Source organism: Steroidobacter agaridevorans, assembly GCF_009932555.1.
Lineage (GTDB): Bacteria > Pseudomonadota > Gammaproteobacteria > Steroidobacterales > Steroidobacteraceae > Steroidobacter > Steroidobacter agaridevorans.
This window is the reverse complement of the sequence record NZ_BLJO01000002.1, coordinates 605,145-623,637: the sequence shown is the minus strand read 5'-3', so window position 1 is coordinate 623,637 and position 18,493 is coordinate 605,145. Positions and strand designations below refer to the sequence as shown.

Sequence of the window (18,493 nt, the reverse complement as noted above, 5' to 3'; positions counted from 1 at the left end):
ACGGCCGACGCGGGCCCCATCTTCCATAGTCCCAACAGGAACTTGCGAGCGCAATGAGCGACTCTTTGCGAGCTTTGCTCGACTCTACGCCTCTCGGGGCTGGCAACGCCCCCTACATCGAATCTCTCTACGAACAGTTCCTCGCTGATCCAGCGTCGGTCGAGCCGAAATGGCGCGACTACTTCGCTGGACTCGGTAAGGGGGGCGCCAGCGACGTGGCGCACGGCCCGATTCGCGATGCCCTCGCCAAGCGCGCCTACTCGATCGGCGCTCCGGCAGCAGCAGCGCCGGCAACCGCCTCAGTCTCGAGCGACGCCGCCGCCAAGCAGGGCGCGGTCTCCCGGCTGGTGCAGGTTTATTCCAATCGCGGCCACCTGGTTGCAGACATTGACCCCCTGGGCCTGATGAAGCGCCCCGTGCCGGAGGTGCTCGAGCTGTCGCACTTCGGCCTGAGCAATGCGGACCTGGAGACCGAATTCCTCACCGGCTCGCGCGTGGACGCCATCCCGAAGCGCATGAAGCTGAAGGACATCGTCGCTCAGCTCAAGCAGATCTACTGCGGCACCATCGGCGCCGAATTCGCACACGTGTCCAATTCGACCGAGCGCCTGTGGCTGCAGAATCGCTTCCAGGAAGGCCGGGTGACCAATCGCTTCTCCGCCGAGGAGAAGAAGACGTTCCTGCGTCACCTGACCGCGGCTGAAGGCCTCGAACGATATCTCGCCACCAAGTATCCGGCGCAGAAGCGCTTCTCGCTGGAAGGCGGCGATGCATTGGTGCCGCTGGTCGACGATCTGATCCAGCAAGGCGGCCTGCGCGGCATCGAGGAAATGGTCATCGGCATGGCCCACCGCGGCCGCTTGAACCTGCTGGTGAACGTGGTCGGCAAGTCGCCGCAGAAGCTGTTCTCCGAGTTCGAAGGTCACTACGACGTGAACCACATGCAGGGCTCGGGCGACGTGAAGTACCACAAGGGCTTCTCGACCGACATCAAGACGCCGGCCGGCAACGTGCACGTGGCGATGGCGTTCAATCCTTCGCATCTCGAGGTCGTGAACCCGGTGGTCGAAGGCTCGGTGCGCGCTCGTCAGCAGCGCCGCAGCGACACGAAGGGCGACAAGGTGATGCCGCTGCTGATTCACGGCGATGCCGCCTTCGCGGGCCAGGGCGTCGTGATGGAAACATTGCAGATGTCGCAGGTGCGCGGCTTCTACACCGGCGGCACGGTGCACGTGATCATCAACAACCAGGTCGGCTTCACCATCTCCAAGCCGGAAGATGCCCGCTCGACCATGTACTGCAGCGACGTGGCGAAGATGATCGAAGCGCCGATCTTCCACGTGAACGGCGACGATCCGGAAGCCGTGGCGTTCGTCGCCCGGCTCGCGCTCGATTACCGCATGACGTTCCACAAGGACGTCGTGATCGATCTGGTCTGCTACCGTCGTCTGGGCCACAACGAGTCGGACGAGCCGGCCGCCACGCAGCCGGTGATGTACTCGAAGATCCGCGCGCAGAAAACGCCGCGTCAGATCTACGCCGATCGCCTGGTCGCCGAGAAGGTGATCGCCATGGCGGACGCCGACGCGATGGTCGATCAGTACCGTCGCGAGATGGACGAGGGCAAGTCGCAGGCCAAGCAGTCGCTCGGCCTGATCGGCAACAAGCACACCGTCGACTGGACCAAGTATCACGACGTGGATCTCACCGAAACGGTGAACACGGGCGTGCGCATCGAACAGCTGCGCGAGCTGGCCACCAAGCTCACGACGCTGCCGTCGAACCTGTCGTTGCATCGTCAAGTCGCGAAGATCGTCCAGGATCGCGAGAAGATGACCGCCGGCCAGCTGCCGCTCGACTGGGGCTTTGCCGAGAACCTCGCGTACGCGTCGCTGCTCACCGAAGGTTACGAAGTGCGCCTGATCGGTCAGGACAGCGGGCGTGGCACGTTCTTCCATCGTCACGCCGTGTGGCACGACCAGAACAGCGAAGACAACTACGTTCCGCTGCAGCACCTCTCGCCGAGCCAGCCGCGCTTCGATGTGTACGACTCGTTCCTGTCGGAAGAGGCGGTGCTCGGCTTCGAGTACGGCTTCTCCACCACCGAGCCGAACAGCCTCACCATTTGGGAAGGTCAGTTCGGCGACTTCGTGAACGGCGCGCAGGTCATCATCGACCAGTTCATCAGCTCCGGCGAAGCGAAGTGGGGCCGTCTGTGCGGGCTCACGCTGATGCTGCCGCATGGCTATGAAGGCCAGGGTCCGGAACATTCGTCCGCGCGTCTGGAGCGCTTCCTGCAGTTGTGCGCCGAGCAGAACATGCAGGTGTGCGTGCCGTCGACGCCGGCGCAGATGTTCCACATGCTGCGCCGTCAGATGAAGCAGAGCTTCCGCAAGCCGCTGGTCATCATGTCGCCGAAGAGCCTGCTGCGTCACAAGCTGTCGGTGTCGCAGCTCGACGATCTGACGCATGGCTCGTTCCGCACCGTCATCGATGAGGTCGACGATATCCAGGCGAGCAAGGTCACGCGCGTCGTGTTCTGCTCGGGCAAGGTTTATTTCGACCTGCTCGACTCGCGTCGCGGCGATGGCCTGCACAACGTCGCGATCGTGCGCGTCGAACAGCTGTATCCGTTCCCGGCCGAAGAGTACGCGGCGATCGTCAAGAAGTACTCGAACGCCAAGGAAATCGTCTGGTGTCAGGAGGAGCCGCAGAATCAGGGCGCCTGGTACCAGATCCGCCATCGTTTGCAGGAGTCGCTGTCGAAGGATCATCAGCTGCTGTACGCAGGCCGTGCTCCGGCGGCCGCTCCCGCCACCGGCATCGCCCAGATGCACCAGGAACAACAGCAGGCGCTGGTCGACGCCGCGCTCCGTTCCACCAGCACCGAAGAGTCGCTGCGGCATACCACGCGCCTCAAGGCCGCGAACAAGTAACGCCGCATAACAGGATCAAGTGATGACAATCGAAATCAAGGTTCCGCAATTACCCGAGTCCGTTACCGACGCTACCCTGGTGTCCTGGCACAAGAAGCCGGGCGAGGCCGTCAGCCGCGATGAAAATCTGGTCGACCTGGAAACCGACAAGGTGGTGCTCGAAGTCCCCGCGCCGTCGGCGGGCGTGATCAAAGAGTTGAAAGTCGAGAACGGCGCGACCGTCACGAGCGGTCAGGTGCTGGCGATTCTCGAAGCGGGCGAGGGCGCGGTTGCCGCTGCTCCTGCTGCGAAGAAGGCCGAAGCTCCGGCCGCTGCGGAAACGAAGGCTGCTGCCGCTGCCGGTGGCAAGCTCGCTCCGGCCGCCAAGCGCATGGTCGAAGAGCACAAGCTCGATGCCACGCAGATCGCTGGCAGCGGCCGCGATGGCCGCGTGAGCAAGGGCGATGTGATTCAACACATGTCGGGCAAGTCGGCTCCGGCCGAAGCGAAGGCTCCTGCCAAGGCGCCTGCTGTGAAGCTGCCGGCCGCCGTGGGCTCGCGCAACGAGCAGCGCGTGCCGATGACTCGTCTGCGCGCTCGTATCGCCGAGCGTCTGATTCAGGCGCAGTCGACGGCTGCGATGCTGACCACGTTCAACGAAGTCGATCTGACGGCGGTGAACGAGATCCGCGCCCGCTACAAGGACAAGTTCGAGAAGGCGCACGGCGTGAAGCTGGGCTTCAGCTCGTTCTTCATCAAGGCGGCGATCGAAGCGCTGCGTAAGTTCCCGGCGGTGAACGCGTCCATCGACGGCAACGATGTCGTCTATCACGAGTACTACGACTTCGGCGTCGCGGTTTCGACCGAGCGTGGCTTGATGGTGCCGGTCATTCGCAACGCCGAAGCGCTGAGCTTCGCGGAGCTCGAGCAGGCGGTCGGCGATTACGCCAAGAAGGCGCGCGACGGCTCGATCTCCCTGGAAGAGCTGACCGGCGGCACGTTCACGATCACCAACGGCGGCGTGTTCGGCTCGCTGATGTCGACGCCGATCCTGAATCCGCCGCAGGTCGCGATCCTCGGCATGCACAAGATCCAGGAGCGCCCGATGGTGGTCGACGGCGAGATCAAGATCCGCCCGATGATGTACCTGGCGCTCACTTACGACCATCGCATCGTCGATGGCCGCGAGTCGGTGCAGTTCCTGGTGGCGATCAAGGAAGCGCTGGAAGACCCGGCGCGCCTGCTGCTGCAGCTGTAACCCTCCTGCTGGGAATGGGCGCTGCTTGCAGCGCCCATTCTCGTCCCCATTTGTTTCCTAGATAAAGAATAGTTGCGGAGCTCGCATGTCCCAGTACGACGTCATCGTCATCGGCGGTGGTCCCGCCGGTTATCCCGCCGCCATCCGCGCCGGCCAGAACAAGCTCAAAGTGGCCTGCATCGATGAGTGGGTGAACAAGGACGGTTCGTATGCCTTCGGCGGCACCTGCTTGAACGCGGGCTGTATTCCTTCCAAAGCGCTGCTCGAATCCTCGGAGCTGGTGCACCGGGCTCAGCACGAGTTCGCGGTTCACGGCATCAAGGTCGGCGACGTGTCGGTCGATGTGGCGACGATGCAGAAGCGTCGCGCCGGCATCGTGAAGGCCTCGACTCAGGGCATCAGCTCGCTGTTCAAGGCGGCTGGCGTTACAGGTCTGCAGGGCCACGGCAAGCTGCTCAAGGGCAACAAAGTCGAGTTCACCGGTAAGGACGGCAAGAAAGAAGAGCTGACGGCCAAGCACGTCATTCTCGCTTCCGGCTCCTCGCCGACGGAATTGAAGAGCATGCCGTTCGACGGCAAGCAGATCGTCGACTCGTGGGGCGCGTTGGAATTCGACACCGTGCCGAAGCGCCTGTGCGTCGTCGGCGCCGGCGTCATCGGTCTGGAGCTCGGCAGCGTGTGGCGTCGCCTGGGCTCGGAAGTCGTGGTGCTCGAAGCGCTCGAGACGTTCCTGCCGGCCGCGGACGGCGCTGTTTCCAAGGAAGCGCTCAAGCACTTCAAGAAGCTCGGCCTCGACATCCGCCTGGGCGCGAAGGTCAGCGGCGCCGACAAGTCGGCCAGCGGCGTGAAGCTGAAGTACACCGACGCCAAGGGCGAGCAGACCCTGGAAGTCGACAAGGTCGTGGTCGCGATCGGCCGTCGTCCATTCACCAAGGATCTGCTCGGCGACGGCACCGGCGTGCAGATCGACGAGCGCGGCTTCATCAAGGTCGATCACGACTGCAAGACCGACGCGGCCAATGTGTGGGCCGTCGGTGACGTCGTGCGTGGCCCGATGCTCGCGCACAAGGGCAAGGAAGAGGGCGTGATGGTCGCCGACCTGATCGCCGGCAAGATCGCCGAAGTGAATTACAAGACCATTCCTTCCGTGATCTACACCGCGCCCGAAATCGCCTGGGTCGGCCTGACCGAAGAGGAAGTGAAGAAGAGCGGCCGCGGCTACAAGGTCGGCTCGTTCCCGTTCCTCGCCAGCGGTCGCGCCCGTGCGATGGAAGCCACCGCCGGCTTTGCGAAGATCGTGGCCGCGACGGATGACGACGAGATCCTGGGCGTGCACATCATCGGCCCGATGGCCGGCGAGCTGATCGCCGAAGCCGTGCTGGCGATGGAGTACTCGGCGAGCACCGAGGACCTGCAGCGGACCATCCACGCGCACCCGACCCTGTCCGAGGCCGTGCACGAGGCGGCGCTGAACGCGGACAAGATCGCGATCGACTTCCCGAACCGTTGATCGAGTTCGGGCCTGCCGTCCGCGCCTGCGGGCCGGACGGTGGGTGCGATCCATAAAATGATGTTTTTGAACACGTAGGCGCTGGACTCTTGCGCCTTCGCATCGGCTATTCTCCGGCCGATGCACGACACTAATAACACCTCGGCCGTTCAGGCCGGCAATCCGGACGCGCTGCTGGCCCGCGAGCTGGGCACCCGCCAACTGGCAGCGACCATCTTCAATTACACGGTAGGCAGCGGCATTTTCGTGCTGCCGGCTTTCGCCGTCCTGCAGCTCGGTACGGCCGCGCCGATGGCTTATGTGGCCTGCGCGATCATCATCGGCCTGGTGGTCATGTGCTTCGCCGAGGCAGGCAGCCGGGTCTCCGCGACCGGCGGGCCTTATGCCTATGTGGAAACAGCGATCGGACCGATGTGGGGCTTCGTGGCCGGATGTTTGGTGCTGGCCACGGGCACCTCGGCCGCGGCGGGTGTTTGCAACGTGCTGGCTCGGTCCATTCTGACGCTGGCGCCGGGCAGTCCGGCCTGGGTCTACCAGAGCGTCGTCGTGTTGCTGGTCGGCACCCTGGTCGCGATCAACTATCGCGGAGTGAAGACCGGTGCGCGCGTCATCGAGGGCGTCACGGTGGCCAAATTGTTACCGCTGCTCGCGTTCGTCGCCATCGGCGTGTTCTTCATCGAGCCGTCGAATCTGGTCTGGACCCACGTTCCCGAAGCGAGCTCGGTGTTGAGCACGGCGGGCATCGTGATCTTCGCGTTCTCGGGCATCGAAGGCTCGCTGATGCCAAGCGGCGAGGTGAAGAATCCCTCGAAGACCGTGCCGCGGGCGGCGTTCATGGCGCTGGGGGCGGCGACGCTGTTGTATCTGGCGATTCAGTTCGTCGCGCTCGGCATCATGGGCACGGATCTGGCGAACGATCGCACGACACCGCTGGCCAGCGCGGCCGGCGCCATCGTCGGGCCGACCGGCCGCACGATTCTGGTCGTGGGCGCCGTCATCTCGATGTTCGGCTATCTCAGTGCGAATGTTCTTTCCGAGCCGCGCGGGCTGTTCGCGATGAGTCGCGACGGGTTCCTGCCTCGGATGCTGTCTTCGGTGCATCCGAACTTTCACAGCCCGCACAAGGCGATCGTGATCTACGGGGTGATCGTGGCCTCGATCGCGCTGTCGGGCACGTATGAAACATTGACCATCTTCGCGAACCTGTCGGCGCTGATGCTTTATTTCCTCTGCGCCATCGCAGCCTACGTTTTGCGCAAGAAGGATATTCGCAGCGACGGCGAGCCGTACCTGACTCCGGGCGGGCCGCTGGTGCCCGTCGCTGCGTGCCTGTCGTTGTCGTGGCTGTTCTATGAGACGGTGACGCGCGAGCAGTTCACTGCGTTGCTCGCCGTGCTGGCCGTGGTGTTCGTGCTGTACGGGCTGCGAACATGGCGACTGAAGGCGCAAACCGCGTAGCGTCCCTGCCGGCCTCGACGCCGGCTTTTCTGCGCCGGCATCCTGCGCTGCTGGTCGAGTGGCTGCGACTCGTTAATTCGTTGTCGCGATGGCGTGGGGAGGGTGGTACGGCGGTACTGCTCGTTCTCAGCGGTCTCGCGGTTGTGACTGCGCTGTTGTTTGCTTTGTCGGGGCATGTCGTTGGCGCGATCGAGACGCTGGCGGAGTATTGGGTCTTGTTGGCCGTCGTGGCGGCGATCTATGCCGCGACTTCCGTGAGTGGCCGTCGCCGACAGCTCGAAGAATCCAAGTCGCAGTCGTGGCTCATTGCCACGCCCATTCCACTTCGAAGCCTGTTTATCTCGCACGCGATCCGCGTGCTGTTGCCCCTGGTCGTCATCACAGTGATCGTGGTGATGTTTCCTGCGTTGGTCGCGCTGACGAACGAGGGCATCGCCGCCGCAGCTGAAAAAGTTGCGGCCGCGGCGGCTGGCGGATTGGCTATTGGCGGCGTTTTCGGATGGTGGACCGGTGGCCGGACCAAGGTGTCCGATGTCGTTCCGTCGCGTTACGTGCCACAACCTCGAGCAGTTCGCTCGATGCGCCCAGATGCGGCTGGATTGGCTGCGTGGCCGATCGCTCAGGTGCTCGCGTGGAGCCGCCCTGAAAATTCACGTTACGTGCTGGTCGCGGCCTTGCTGGCTGTGCAGGGCGGCTCGTCCGCCATCGCCGGGTTGTCCGTTGTCGCGATGTACTTCGTCGCGAGTTATCTGGCCGCGTTGCTGTCGGCAATGACGACCGTCGCACGGTCGGCCGCCGCTTGGCTGCGTGCGACCCCGATCACGCTCATGGGATTCATCTGGTCAGTATCGCGCCGCGCCGTCACGCATCAGTTCATCGGCGCGGCACTGGCGGCCTGCTGCACGGTGATGCTGGGCGCGCCCATCGGCATGGCGCTGCAGGTCGCCGCGCTTTGGCTGGGACTGTTCGTTTCGATCGCCGGGTCCGCTCTGGTCGACAACTATCGCGGCCGATCGCCAGCGGTGAAGATCGCGTTGTCCGTCGCGGCGTTCGCAGCGCTGGCGACGATCATGCAATTGCGCGTCGGAGCAAAGACATGACCCCATGTGAACTCGACGCTCGCGATGAGAGAAGGCTGCAGTTGCGGGCCGGAGCAGAAACATGACTGCGATCGTGCTCGACGTTCGCCAGGTGCACGCGAAGTACGGCAAGCGCGAAGTGCTGAGCGGTGTGAGTTTGCAGGCGCCGGCAGGGGAGTGGTTTTGTTTGCTCGGACCGAACGGCGTCGGCAAGAGCACGCTGTTGCGTTGTATCGGCGGCGCGCTCGCGCCCACCTCGGGCGATCTGCTGATCGCCGGCCATTCGATCATCGCCGAGCCGCTCGCCGCCAAGCGACACCTCGGCTATGCGTGCGCGCCCGAGCAATTGCCCGGGCTGCTGACGGGCCGTCAATGTCTGGAGGTCTATGCGCAGGCGAAGGGGCTGCAGGCATTGGACGACGCGGTGCTGACGCTGGCGGTCGAGCTGCGGCTCGACGGTCATCTCGACGGCTTTGTCGACACGTACTCGCTGGGCACGCGCCAGAAACTGTGCATCCTGCTGGCGCTGCTGGGCGAGCCGGCGCTAATCGTGCTCGACGAGGCGTTCAACGGGCTCGATCCGGCCAGCGCGCTGCTGGTGAAACATCACTTGCAACAGCGCTTGTCCGGCGGGCGCTGCGCGGTGTTGCTCGCAACGCATTCACTCGACATCGTGGAGCATTACGCCGACAAGGCGGCCCTGCTCATCGAGGGCCGCATCGTCCGCGAGTGGAATGAAAGTGAGATTGCGGCGTACCGCGTCCAAGGCGACAGCGCGATGGAAACCGCGCTGGCGGCGGCCTACGGATAAACTTCGATCTCACGCAACGAATAGTTCTTCAGCTGCGTGCCGCGCTTATGGGCGAAGACGCGGACATAGCGACCGAAGCCCGAGAGGCTGCGGATATCGTCCACGCCCCCGTCGCCAGCGCTCGTTTTGTAGAGGGTGGTCCACGTCGCGCCGTTGCTCGAAGTCTGGATGGAGTATTCGGATGCGTGGGCGGCATCCCAAGCAAGACGCACGCGCGCAGTCGGATACCTTTGCCCCAGATCGACATAGATCCATTGCTTGTCATCGCCGGGCACGCTGCTCCAGCGCGTAGCCGTATTGCCATCCGTCACATAGCGGGCAGGGAAGCCGCTCTGGGTCGAGCGCGCATAAGCAAGCTTGCCCTTGGCGACATTCTTCTGTTGCTGGACGGCCGCCATGATCGTGCCGAATTCCTTCCAGCCGGTGGCTTCCTGGGGACGCGAACCGCTCAGAAAGGTCGAACCGTCGCTGCCTGTGGGCTGCGCCCAGACCTCAACCATCCGCAGCTGCATGCCTCGATGCACTCCCGAGGCGAGTCGTCGGGCGAGATAGAGGGGATAGTCACCTTCGTCGACGGGGCCGCCACCACGCGCGGTCACGCCCGCATTGCCGGTGCCGGTTTCCGAGAAGCCGAAAGGTTTGCCCTGTGAGATGGCGAAGGAGATCGCGGCGGGAATGCCCCAACCTCGCTGCGGGTTCCAGTAGTCCGCGGCCGGGTAATCCCAGAGATGGCGGCGATTCACCGGTCTCGACAGCCATTCGGACAGCGAGACTTTCTGTTCGCTGCCCCAGTCGTAATACGCCGTTTTGTCCGCCGAGCGAGTCGCGTTCCATATCGGGCTGTAAGCGGTGGGCGCGATGATGTCTACATAGCTGTCGCCGGGATAGCTGCTCTCCTCGGGGATGCCATAGTTCGTGTACGACGCCGTAGGGCTCCACACTGTTTCAATGGTCATGCCGTAAGCGATGGCATAGTTGTGAGCTAGCGTGGCCACGTGGCGCCACGCCGCGACATAGGCGGCTCTAGACGACTCGCTGCGCACCTGCCAACCGTACCAGTTGCCGTTCTGTTCCCAGCCGATGCGCAGGTAAAGCTTGCGAAAGCCCTTGTTACGAAATGCATCGAAAATGGCAGGCCACACGCGCTTGCGACCCGTCGCCGGATCGTTCACGTCGTACTTGCCGTTGGCGATGCTGTTCATCATGCGCACCGCTGCGGCTTCGCTGTACTTGCCGTAGTTCGGATCGCTCGCAGACAGGTTGAGCTGATAGGCGTGGTAGTCGTCGGTCAAGCCGATACTGACCATCGGCGTGAGGTTCGGGCGGCCTTCGGCGTCCAATCGATTCAAATATTCCGCCGAGCACAGCAGCGCCAGCTGCTCGGCGTGCCAGGTGGCGTTCTTGCGCCACTGTGCGTCGTAGGCGCCCGAGCTCCAGATCGGCTCGTGGTAGTCGATGAATATGTTGGTGGAGTTCGGTCGCTGCTTGACGACGCGCACGAACGCGTCGTGTCGAGGCTCCGCCTTGCTGGGCGTGGGATCGCCGATGAAGAACCCGGATCCCCGGAACTGATCCTGGGCATGAGCGCTGAACGCGAACAAGAGCACAAATAAGACAAGCAGGCTGCTGCGTAATTTCAATGCGAGCTCCGTGCAGAGAGTCGTTGGTTGGGATTATTTTCGGGAACTCTTTTTCCCGGACGTGCGCGCCGCCGGCGTTGGCGACGGCGCGCGCAGGATAACAAGCACGGAACGTTACGGACTTCGTCTCAATTCGGCGATTGCCATTCAGAGAAACTGCGCAGCGACGTGAGGGCAGGCATCTGACGTCGCTGCTTGCGGACGACGCGCGTTGCTAAGGCAACAATCGAGCACCGATCGGTGCAGTTTTTACCCAGTGTTGAAACCGCGCGATAGCGGGACTGCCTTCCTCCGGCGCCCAACGCGCGAACTCGGCGGCGGTCGAGGGATCGTATGGGCCTTCTTTGATTTCGACGAAGGCGGCGCCGTCGGTGTGGACCAGCAATGTGTGCCAGGTCTCCCGCGGCAGCTCATAAGCCACATTCGGTGTGCCTTCGCCGATGAGCGTGCGCTCGACGATCGTACCGTCGGCGTCGAACACCACGACTTCGAATCGTCCGCGCACGACCGTGCACAGCTCCGACTTGGTCAGATGCCGATGTGGGCGAATGTATGTATCGCTATGAGCGACGACCACGAAGCGCTGCACCGGATCGTCAGCCGAGCTGTGCAGATTGTGGTGGGCGCGGCGGCGTGGGCTGGCCGCCGCCTTGGCGGTCATTTCATCGAGTAGTGTGTTGGAAATCAGCTTCATAGTTGGACCTTGCGTCGGGCGCTGAGCACGTTGGGCAAGCCCTGGATGCGAGCCAGCACGCGCGACAGCTCCTCCAGATCGTGAACCGTGACCTTCAGGTTCATGTCGGCGATGCCGTCGGCCTCGTGCGTCAGCGTGTTCATGGCGTGAATGTTGATCTTCGAATCGGCGAGCACGGCGCTCACATCGCGCAGCAGGCCGCGGCGATCGTAAGCTCGGACGTTGATGTCGACCGGGAACGAGCGTTCGCCGCCCGAGCCCCATTCGACTGGAATGACACGCTCGGGATTTGCCGTCGCGAGCCGTTTGAAATTGGTGCAGTTGTCGCGATGAATGCTGACGCCACGACCGAGCGTGATGTAACCCGCGATGGGCTCGGGCGGCACCGGGCTGCAGCAGCCGGCGAAATTCGATAACAAATCGTCGACACCATCGATGGTGATGCCCGACGCCTTCTTCGGCTCGGCGATCGGACGGCGCACGACCGGCGTCGGCAATTCCTGCGGCTTGGCTCGACGCTGCACGGCGCCGCTGATCTGTGCGACGGTGATTTCGCCTTCACCGATCGCGCGATACAGCTGATCCGCATTGTCGAGATTGAACTCGCCGATCAGCTCCGGCAGCGTCACCGAGTGAACGGCGAGCCGCTGCAATTCGCGCTCGAGAATCTGTCGGCCTTGCTGCGTGTTCTGTTGCTCGTCCAGCTTGCGGAAGAACGAGCGAACCTTGTTTCGATTGCGCGGCGAGGCCAGATAACCGAGCGAGGGCACGAGCCAGTCGCGGCTCGGATTGAGCTGCTTGGCCGTGATGATCTCGACCTGGTCGCCGTTCTGCAGGACCTGGTTGAGCGGCACCATGCGGCCGTTGACCTTCGCGCCCCGGCAGCGATGCCCCAGATCGGTATGCACGTGATAGGCGAAATCGAGCGGCGTCGCGCCGCGTGGCAGATCGACGACTTCGCCTCGCGGTGAAATGGCGTAAACGCGATCCTCGAACAGCTCCGAGCGCACCCGATCCAGAAACTCGCCTTCGGTTTCCTCGCCGCGCTCGCTGGGCTCGAGCACCTGCCGGAGCCAGACGATCTTCTGTTCGTAAGCCGGATTCGCCTTGCCGCCTTCCTTGTAACGCCAGTGAGCCGCGACGCCGAGCTCGGCGTGCGCGTGCATTTCGCGCGTGCGGATCTGAACTTCCAGCGGCAGCTTGCCCGGCCCGATGACGGCTGTGTGCAAGGAGCGATAGAGATTGTCCTTGGGTGTGGCGATGTAGTCGTCGAACTCGCCTGGAATGTAGGGCCACATTCCATGGACGATGCCGAGCGCGGCATAGCAATCGGCGATCGAATCCACCAGCACTCGCACGGCGCGCACGTCGTAGAGCTGATCGAATTGCAGCCCCTTGCGATGCATCTTCCGCCAGATGCTGTAGATGTGCTTGGGCCGGCCGGCGATTTCGGCGTTGGGGATGTGCGCGTTGTCCAGCTCCCGGCGCAGCACCTCGATGACTTCGCCGATGTACCGCTCCCGATCGATGCGCTTGGAGGCGAGCCAGCCGGCGATAGTCTTGTAGCTCTCCGGATCGAGGTAACGGAAGCTCAGATCCTCCAACTCCCACTTCAATTGCCACACGCCGAGACGATTCGCGAGCGGGGCGTAGACCTCGCGCGTTTCATAAGCGAGACGCTCGCGTTCGGCGGCCGGCGCGTCCTTGCTATCGCGCAACTGCTGTAGTTGAGCCGCGAGCTTGACCAGCACGAGCCGTGGGTCGGTGACGATGGCGAGCAGCATCTTGCGCAGGCCCTCGGCCTGATTGCTCGAGAGCGACGGAGCGCCGCGAGCGCCACCGGCGCTGGTCGGGATGCTGATATTGAGCGAGCCCAGTCGCTGCAGCTCGGTGGCGATCCGGTTGGCCGGTGCGCTGAGCGTCGCGATCGCCTGTTCCGGCGTGAGCACTTCGGCTTCGAGCAACGGCAAGAGCAGGGCGCCGCCGAGAATGTCGTCGTCATCGGTCAAGCCGACCAGGATGTCGACGATGGCCTGGGCGCGCGCCAGTGCAGCTGGCGCCTTGGATTTGTCCTCGCCGACCGCGGCCGCCAGTTTCGAGAGCAGCTCTCGGGCCCGGCGGCGGGCGTTCGCGGTCTGCTCGGTGTCGGATGCAGCGTCGTCGACGGAAGGCATGGAAAGCGCGGATCGTGTCGGTTTGTAGCCGTTGCCGGTATCATACCGGCTTCGCAACTCGAGACCCGCGCGGGTCCAGGCAGAGAGAGTCCTTGCGCAGACACAGGCGCCCGAAAAGTCTCGCCGAGCTCAACCTCGCCCGGGGTGACACGAAGGTATCGGCCGCTGTTCTGAGCCTTCGGCAGCGCTCCGTGGCCGCGACGACGACAGCGGCGCCGGCAGCGAGGGTGCGAATCCTGGGTCTGGATCCGGGCTCGTTATGCACCGGTTACGCGGTGGTGGAGACCGGGCCAAAGGTTACGTACGTCGTGAGCGGATCGATCCGGGCCCGCGGCGCTTCGCTGGCCGATCGGCTGCAGGAAATTTTTGCCGGGGTGGATAAGCTCGCCAACCAGTACCAGCCCGACGAGGTCGCCATCGAGCGCGTGTTCATGCACCGCAATGCCGACAGCGCGTTGAAGCTCGGACAGGCGCGAGGGGCGGCGTTGAGTGCGACTTTTGCCGTGCGTCCTCGTGTTTTTGAGTACGCGCCTCGTGAGGTGAAACTGGCCGTCGTGGGAACCGGCGCCGCTCAGAAGGAACAAGTGCAGTTGATGGTGCGACGTTTGTTGAATCTGTCCGGGCCGCTCGGCGCCGATGCGGCCGACGCGCTGGCCATCGCGCTTTGCCATGCGCATTCGCGCAATCTCGACCGCCAGCTGCAGCAGCTCGCCGCGGGCTTGGCCCAATGATCGGTTTTCTGCGCGGTCGGCTGACCGCCAAGCAACCCCCGCAGCTGGTGATCGACGTGGGCGGCGTCGGCTATGAGCTGGAAGCGCCGATGTCGACGTTCTATGGGCTGCCCCAGGCCGGGGCGGACGTTCATTTGTTCACGCACCTGGTGGTCCGCGAAGATGCGCACATCCTGTTCGGCTTCGGCACCGAGCGGGAGCGGCGGCTGTTTCGCGAGCTGCTGAAAGTTTCCAATGTGGGGCCGAAGCTGGCGCTGGCGCTGCTCTCCGGCCTCACCGTCGATGCCTTCCTGATGTGCATCGAGGCGCAGGACATCGACACCTTGGTCCGCACGCCGGGCGTGGGGCGCAAGACTGCCGAGCGCCTGGTGGTCGAGATGCGCGACCGGGTGAAGGGATTTGGCGACACCGGGCAGGCTGTGCTGCCTTCGGGCGGAACCGGCGAGGCTACGATTGGTCCACAAGCGGAGGCTTTCAGCGCGCTGGTGGCGCTGGGTTATAAGCCTGCCGAGGTGACGCGGCTGCTGAAGGCGGTGGACGCGTCGGTGCAGACCACCGAGGAAATCATTCGCCGCGCGCTGCAGGCCGCTGTCAGCCGCTAATTCACAGCTATCAATCAAGGCATGATCGAGCAGGACCGCATCGTTTCCGCCGCCTCGCAGGGCGATGAAGCCGCCTTCGACCGCGCCGTGCGGCCGAAGAAACTGGCCGATTACGTCGGCCAGACGGCGGTCAAGACGCAGATGGAAATATTCATCCAGGCGGCGCGCAACCGGCGCGAAGCGCTGGATCACGTGTTGATCTTCGGTCCGCCGGGCCTGGGCAAGACCACGCTGGCGAACATCGTCGCAAACGAGCTGGGTGTGAATCTTCGGCAGACCTCGGGCCCGGTGATCGAGCGGGCCGGGGATCTCGCGGCGCTGCTGACCAATCTGCAGGCCAATGACGTGTTGTTCGTCGACGAGATTCATCGGCTCAGTCCGCAGGTCGAGGAGATCCTGTATCCGGCGATGGAAGATTTTCAGCTCGACATCATGATCGGCGAAGGCCCGGGCGCCCGCTCCATCAAACTGGACCTGCCGCCGTTCACGCTGATCGGCGCCACCACTCGCGCCGGCCTGCTGACCTCGCCGTTGCGAGACCGGTTCGGCATCGTGCAGCGTCTGGAGTTTTACGATCAGGCCGAGCTGCAACGTATTGTGACTCGCTCGGCCAGCCTGCTGGGCGTGCCGGCGGATACGGCCGGCGCGGGCCGGATTGCACAGCGCTCCCGGGGAACTCCGCGTATCGCCAATCGATTGCTCCGGCGCGTGCGTGACTATGCCGAAGTGCGCGCCAATGGCCGGATTACGGACGAAGTGGCGCAGGCGGCGCTCGATTTGCTGGACGTGGACCCGCTGGGCTTCGATCTCATGGACCGCAAGCTGCTGCTGACCATCATCGAAAAATTCGACGGCGGGCCGGTGGGCGTGGAAAGCCTGTCGGCGGCGCTGGGCGAGGAGCGCGGCACGATCGAGGATGTGATCGAGCCGTATCTGATCCAGCAAGGTTTCATCATGCGCACCGCCCGCGGCCGCATGGCGACGCGCACGGCCTATCAGCACTTCGGTTTGAAGTTGCCGGAACGGCCCGGGACTGGCGAGCTGTTTGATGGCTAAGCCCTTTGCCTGGCCGGTTCGCATCTATTGGGAAGACACGGATGCCGGCGGCATCGTGTACTACGCGAACTATATGAAGTTCATGGAGCGCGCCCGCACCGAATGGCTGCGCGCCGCAGGCGTCGAACAGCTGCCGTTGAAGGAGCAGCACGGCTTGATGTTCGTGGTCGTCGATATCGAAGCGCACTATCGCCGGCCGGCGCGTTACGGCGATGAGCTGCTGGTGACTTGTGAGATCGCCGAGCGCACGCGCGCCAGCTTCACGTTCCAGCAACAGGTGTTTCGCGGCAGCCTCGAGGGCGAGCTGCTGGTCGAAGGCAAGGTGCGCGTGGCGAGCCTGGATGCCGTGAGCTTGAGGCCGACGGCGATGCCCAAGGATCTATTGTTGAATTCGACCACCGCCGCGCGCAGCGCGGGGTGAGGTCCGACAAATAATCGGGAGAGATCGGGAATGATGTCAGAGAACCTGGATCCTTTGGAGCTGGTGCTCAACGCCAGCATCGTGGTGCAGATCGTGATGGCGCTGCTATTGCTGGCGTCGCTCGTGTCCTGGTCCATCATGCTGCGTAAACGCGCCGAGCTGAAGAAGGCGCGCACCGATGCCGACCGCTTCGAGGAAACGTTCTGGTCGGGCGGCGATCTCACCGCGATGTTTCGCACCATCGACCAGAGCCGCCGTGTCACCCGGGGCATGGAGGCGATTTTCGAGCAGGGCTTCCGTGAGTTCTCACGTCTGCGCCAGCAAGGCGGCATCGCTTCCGCTCAGCTGATCGAAGGCGCACGCCGCGGCATGCGCGTCGCGTTGCTCAGGGAAAGCGATCGGCTGGAGCTGGGCCTCGCGATGCTGGCGACCATCGGCTCGACCAGCCCGTACGTCGGTCTGTTCGGCACCGTCTGGGGCATCATGAATGCGTTCCACGGTCTGGGTAACGTGCAGCAGGCGACGCTCTCGATGGTGGCTCCCGGCATCACCGAGGCGTTGATTGCCACGGCCATGGGTTTGTTTGCCGCCATCCCCGCGGTGGTCGCCTACAACCGCTATGCCGACCAGGTGAGCCGCATCGAAGTGCGCTACGACACGTTCACCGAAGAACTGTCGACGATTCTGCAGCGTCACGCTTCGGCTTCTCGTGAGTCGCGTGGCGCCGAGGCGCACGCATGAGCCCGATGAACGCCCGCCGCGGCAAGCGGCTCGTCGCCGAGATGAACGTCGTGCCGTACATCGACGTGATGCTCGTGCTGCTGATCATTTTCATGATCACCGCGCCCATGCTCACCCAGGGCATCAAGGTGGATCTGCCCAAGGCCGCCGCCGAGCCGCTGCCGGAAGACCTGATGCGCCAGCATCAGCCGTTGATCCTGAGCGTCGACTCGTCCGGTGAGTATTACTTGAACATCGGCAAGGACGAGGAAACGGCGCTCGAGGAAGACGCCGTCGTCGAGCGCGTCGCGACGGTGTTGAAGCGTGAGCCGCAGACACCGGTGCTGGTGAAGGCCGACACCAATGTGCCCTATGGCCGCGTCGTCAACGGCATGGTGCTGTTGCAAGAAGCGGGCGCCGAGAAGGTGGGCTTCATCACCGATCCGGCGGAAGCGCGGAATAACAAGAAGCGCTAAGGCCTCATGGTCGATTTCGTCAAACAACACTGGACGTACATTCTCGGCGCGCTGCTGCTGCACGCGGTGTTTGCGGGCATCTTCGGCTTGACCATGCTGAATATGCAGCGCACGCCGCCGCCCGTGCAGCTCGCGATCCAGGCGGTCGTCGTCGATCCGAAAATGCTGAATGACGCTGCCCGTCAGCAACGTCAGCAGCGCGAGCGTGATCGCGCTCAGCAACAGCAGCGCGAACAGCAGGCCCAGCGCGAACGCGAGCGCGAAGCCGAGCAACAGAAGCAGCGCGACCAGGAGCAGGCCGCCGAGCAGCAGCGCCGCGAGCAGCAAGAGGTTCAGCGCAAGGAAGCGGAACAACGGGCGGAAGCGGAGCGTCAGGTCGAATTGAAACAACGCCAGGACGCTGAACAGCGCCGCCAGGCGGAAGAGCAGCAGCTGCGCGAGCGCCAGGAGGCGGAGAAGAAACGTGCCGCCGCCGAAGCGGAGCGCAAGAAGCGCGCCGAGGAAGAAGCGAAGCGCGTTGCCGAGATCCAGCGCAAGCAGCGTGAAGAGGCCGAGCGACGCAAGGCCGCCGACGACAAACGTAGGCAGGAGGCTGTGGAGTCGGATTTGCAGCGTCAATTGCAGGAAGAAGAAGCCAACGCGGCCGCCGATGCCGCTGCTGCCAGCTCACCCGAGGCGGCGCAGTACATCGCTATGATCCAGCAGGCGGTGCAGCGTCGCTGGAACCGTCCGCTCTCGGCGCGCGACGATTTGCTGTGTCAGGTGACGGTGAGGCAAACGCCCGCGGGCGTCGTCTTGTCGGCGAGGGTGGGCAGCTGCAATGGCGATGCCGCCGTCAAGCAGTCTGTACAAAACGCGGTAATCAGCGCATCGCCCTTGCCTGCGCCGCCCAATCCGCGCCTGTTCCAGCCGGAAATCACATTCAACTTCAGGCCGGGCGGCGGTTGA

16 protein-coding genes are annotated in these 18,493 nt (G+C 63.9%); 13 read left to right on the top strand and 3 right to left on the bottom strand.

Features of this window, described 5'->3' with window-relative positions; translation table 11 throughout:
* The first annotated feature begins 53 nt into the window (after nt 1-53).
* The 6 genes from GYH35_RS09540 to GYH35_RS09515 all read left to right on the top strand — a co-directional run bounded on the left by GYH35_RS09540 (nt 54) and on the right by GYH35_RS09515 (nt 9,031).
* On the top strand, nt 54-2,936 hold the full coding sequence (locus GYH35_RS09540) for a 2-oxoglutarate dehydrogenase E1 component (RefSeq protein ID WP_161815744.1): 2,883 nt from the start codon (nt 54-56) through the stop codon (nt 2,934-2,936).
* Between the two features lie 22 nt (nt 2,937-2,958).
* Complete coding sequence (gene odhB, locus GYH35_RS09535) at nt 2,959-4,173, top strand: 2-oxoglutarate dehydrogenase complex dihydrolipoyllysine-residue succinyltransferase (protein WP_161815743.1); 1,215 nt, start codon at nt 2,959-2,961, stop codon at nt 4,171-4,173.
* A gap of 85 nt (nt 4,174-4,258) precedes the next feature.
* Complete coding sequence (gene lpdA, locus GYH35_RS09530) at nt 4,259-5,683, top strand: dihydrolipoyl dehydrogenase (RefSeq protein ID WP_161815742.1); 1,425 nt, start codon at nt 4,259-4,261, stop codon at nt 5,681-5,683.
* 120 nt (nt 5,684-5,803) lie between these two features.
* A complete protein-coding gene (locus tag GYH35_RS09525; RefSeq protein ID WP_161815741.1) occupies nt 5,804-7,141 on the top strand; it encodes an APC family permease in 1,338 nt (445 codons plus the stop codon).
* Complete coding sequence (locus GYH35_RS09520; protein WP_161828260.1) at nt 7,114-8,241, top strand: hypothetical protein; 1,128 nt, start codon at nt 7,114-7,116, stop codon at nt 8,239-8,241. Before GYH35_RS09525 ends, GYH35_RS09520 begins: the two co-directional genes overlap by 28 nt.
* 61 nt (nt 8,242-8,302) lie before the next feature.
* Nucleotides 8,303-9,031, top strand: coding sequence for an ABC transporter ATP-binding protein (locus GYH35_RS09515; RefSeq protein ID WP_161815739.1), 729 nt, complete (start codon nt 8,303-8,305; stop codon nt 9,029-9,031).
* On the opposite strand, the gene GYH35_RS09510 is transcribed toward GYH35_RS09515, so the two are convergent.
* The 3 genes from GYH35_RS09510 to GYH35_RS09500 all read right to left on the bottom strand — a co-directional run bounded on the left by GYH35_RS09510 (nt 9,022) and on the right by GYH35_RS09500 (nt 13,539).
* A complete protein-coding gene (locus tag GYH35_RS09510; RefSeq protein ID WP_161828259.1) occupies nt 9,022-10,671 on the bottom strand; it encodes a discoidin domain-containing protein in 1,650 nt (549 codons plus the stop codon). The genes GYH35_RS09515 and GYH35_RS09510 overlap by 10 nt on opposite strands.
* Nucleotides 10,672-10,885: 214 nt before the next feature.
* On the bottom strand, nt 10,886-11,365 hold the full coding sequence (locus GYH35_RS09505; protein ID WP_161828258.1) for a WbuC family cupin fold metalloprotein: 480 nt from the start codon (nt 11,363-11,365) through the stop codon (nt 10,886-10,888).
* A complete protein-coding gene (locus GYH35_RS09500; RefSeq protein WP_161815736.1) occupies nt 11,362-13,539 on the bottom strand; it encodes a RelA/SpoT family protein in 2,178 nt (725 codons plus the stop codon). Before GYH35_RS09500 ends, GYH35_RS09505 begins: the two co-directional genes overlap by 4 nt.
* Before the next feature lie 191 nt (nt 13,540-13,730).
* Between GYH35_RS09500 and ruvC the strand changes: the two genes are divergently transcribed.
* Genes ruvC through tolA form a run of 7 tightly spaced genes read left to right on the top strand, consistent with a single transcriptional unit; the run spans nt 13,731 to nt 18,493 of the window.
* Complete coding sequence (ruvC, locus tag GYH35_RS09495) at nt 13,731-14,270, top strand: crossover junction endodeoxyribonuclease RuvC (RefSeq protein ID WP_235936743.1); 540 nt, start codon at nt 13,731-13,733, stop codon at nt 14,268-14,270.
* Entirely contained in the window at nt 14,267-14,872 is a 606-nt protein-coding gene (gene ruvA / locus GYH35_RS09490) for a Holliday junction branch migration protein RuvA (protein ID WP_161815735.1), read from the top strand. The genes ruvC and ruvA overlap by 4 nt, the downstream gene beginning before the upstream one ends.
* A 21-nt stretch (nt 14,873-14,893) precedes the next feature.
* Nucleotides 14,894-15,928, top strand: a complete 1,035-nt coding sequence (ruvB, locus tag GYH35_RS09485; protein WP_161815734.1) for a Holliday junction branch migration DNA helicase RuvB — start codon at nt 14,894-14,896, stop codon at nt 15,926-15,928.
* On the top strand, nt 15,921-16,349 hold the full coding sequence (gene ybgC, locus GYH35_RS09480) for a tol-pal system-associated acyl-CoA thioesterase (RefSeq protein ID WP_161828257.1): 429 nt from the start codon (nt 15,921-15,923) through the stop codon (nt 16,347-16,349). Before ruvB ends, ybgC begins: the two co-directional genes overlap by 8 nt.
* A 30-nt stretch (nt 16,350-16,379) precedes the next feature.
* A complete protein-coding gene (gene tolQ, locus GYH35_RS09475) occupies nt 16,380-17,090 on the top strand; it encodes a protein TolQ (RefSeq protein WP_235936742.1) in 711 nt (236 codons plus the stop codon).
* Nucleotides 17,091-17,095: 5 nt separating this feature from the next.
* A complete protein-coding gene (gene tolR / locus GYH35_RS09470; protein WP_161815987.1) occupies nt 17,096-17,545 on the top strand; it encodes a protein TolR in 450 nt (149 codons plus the stop codon).
* A gap of 6 nt (nt 17,546-17,551) precedes the next feature.
* A complete protein-coding gene (tolA, locus tag GYH35_RS09465) occupies nt 17,552-18,493 on the top strand; it encodes a cell envelope integrity protein TolA (RefSeq protein WP_161828256.1) in 942 nt (313 codons plus the stop codon).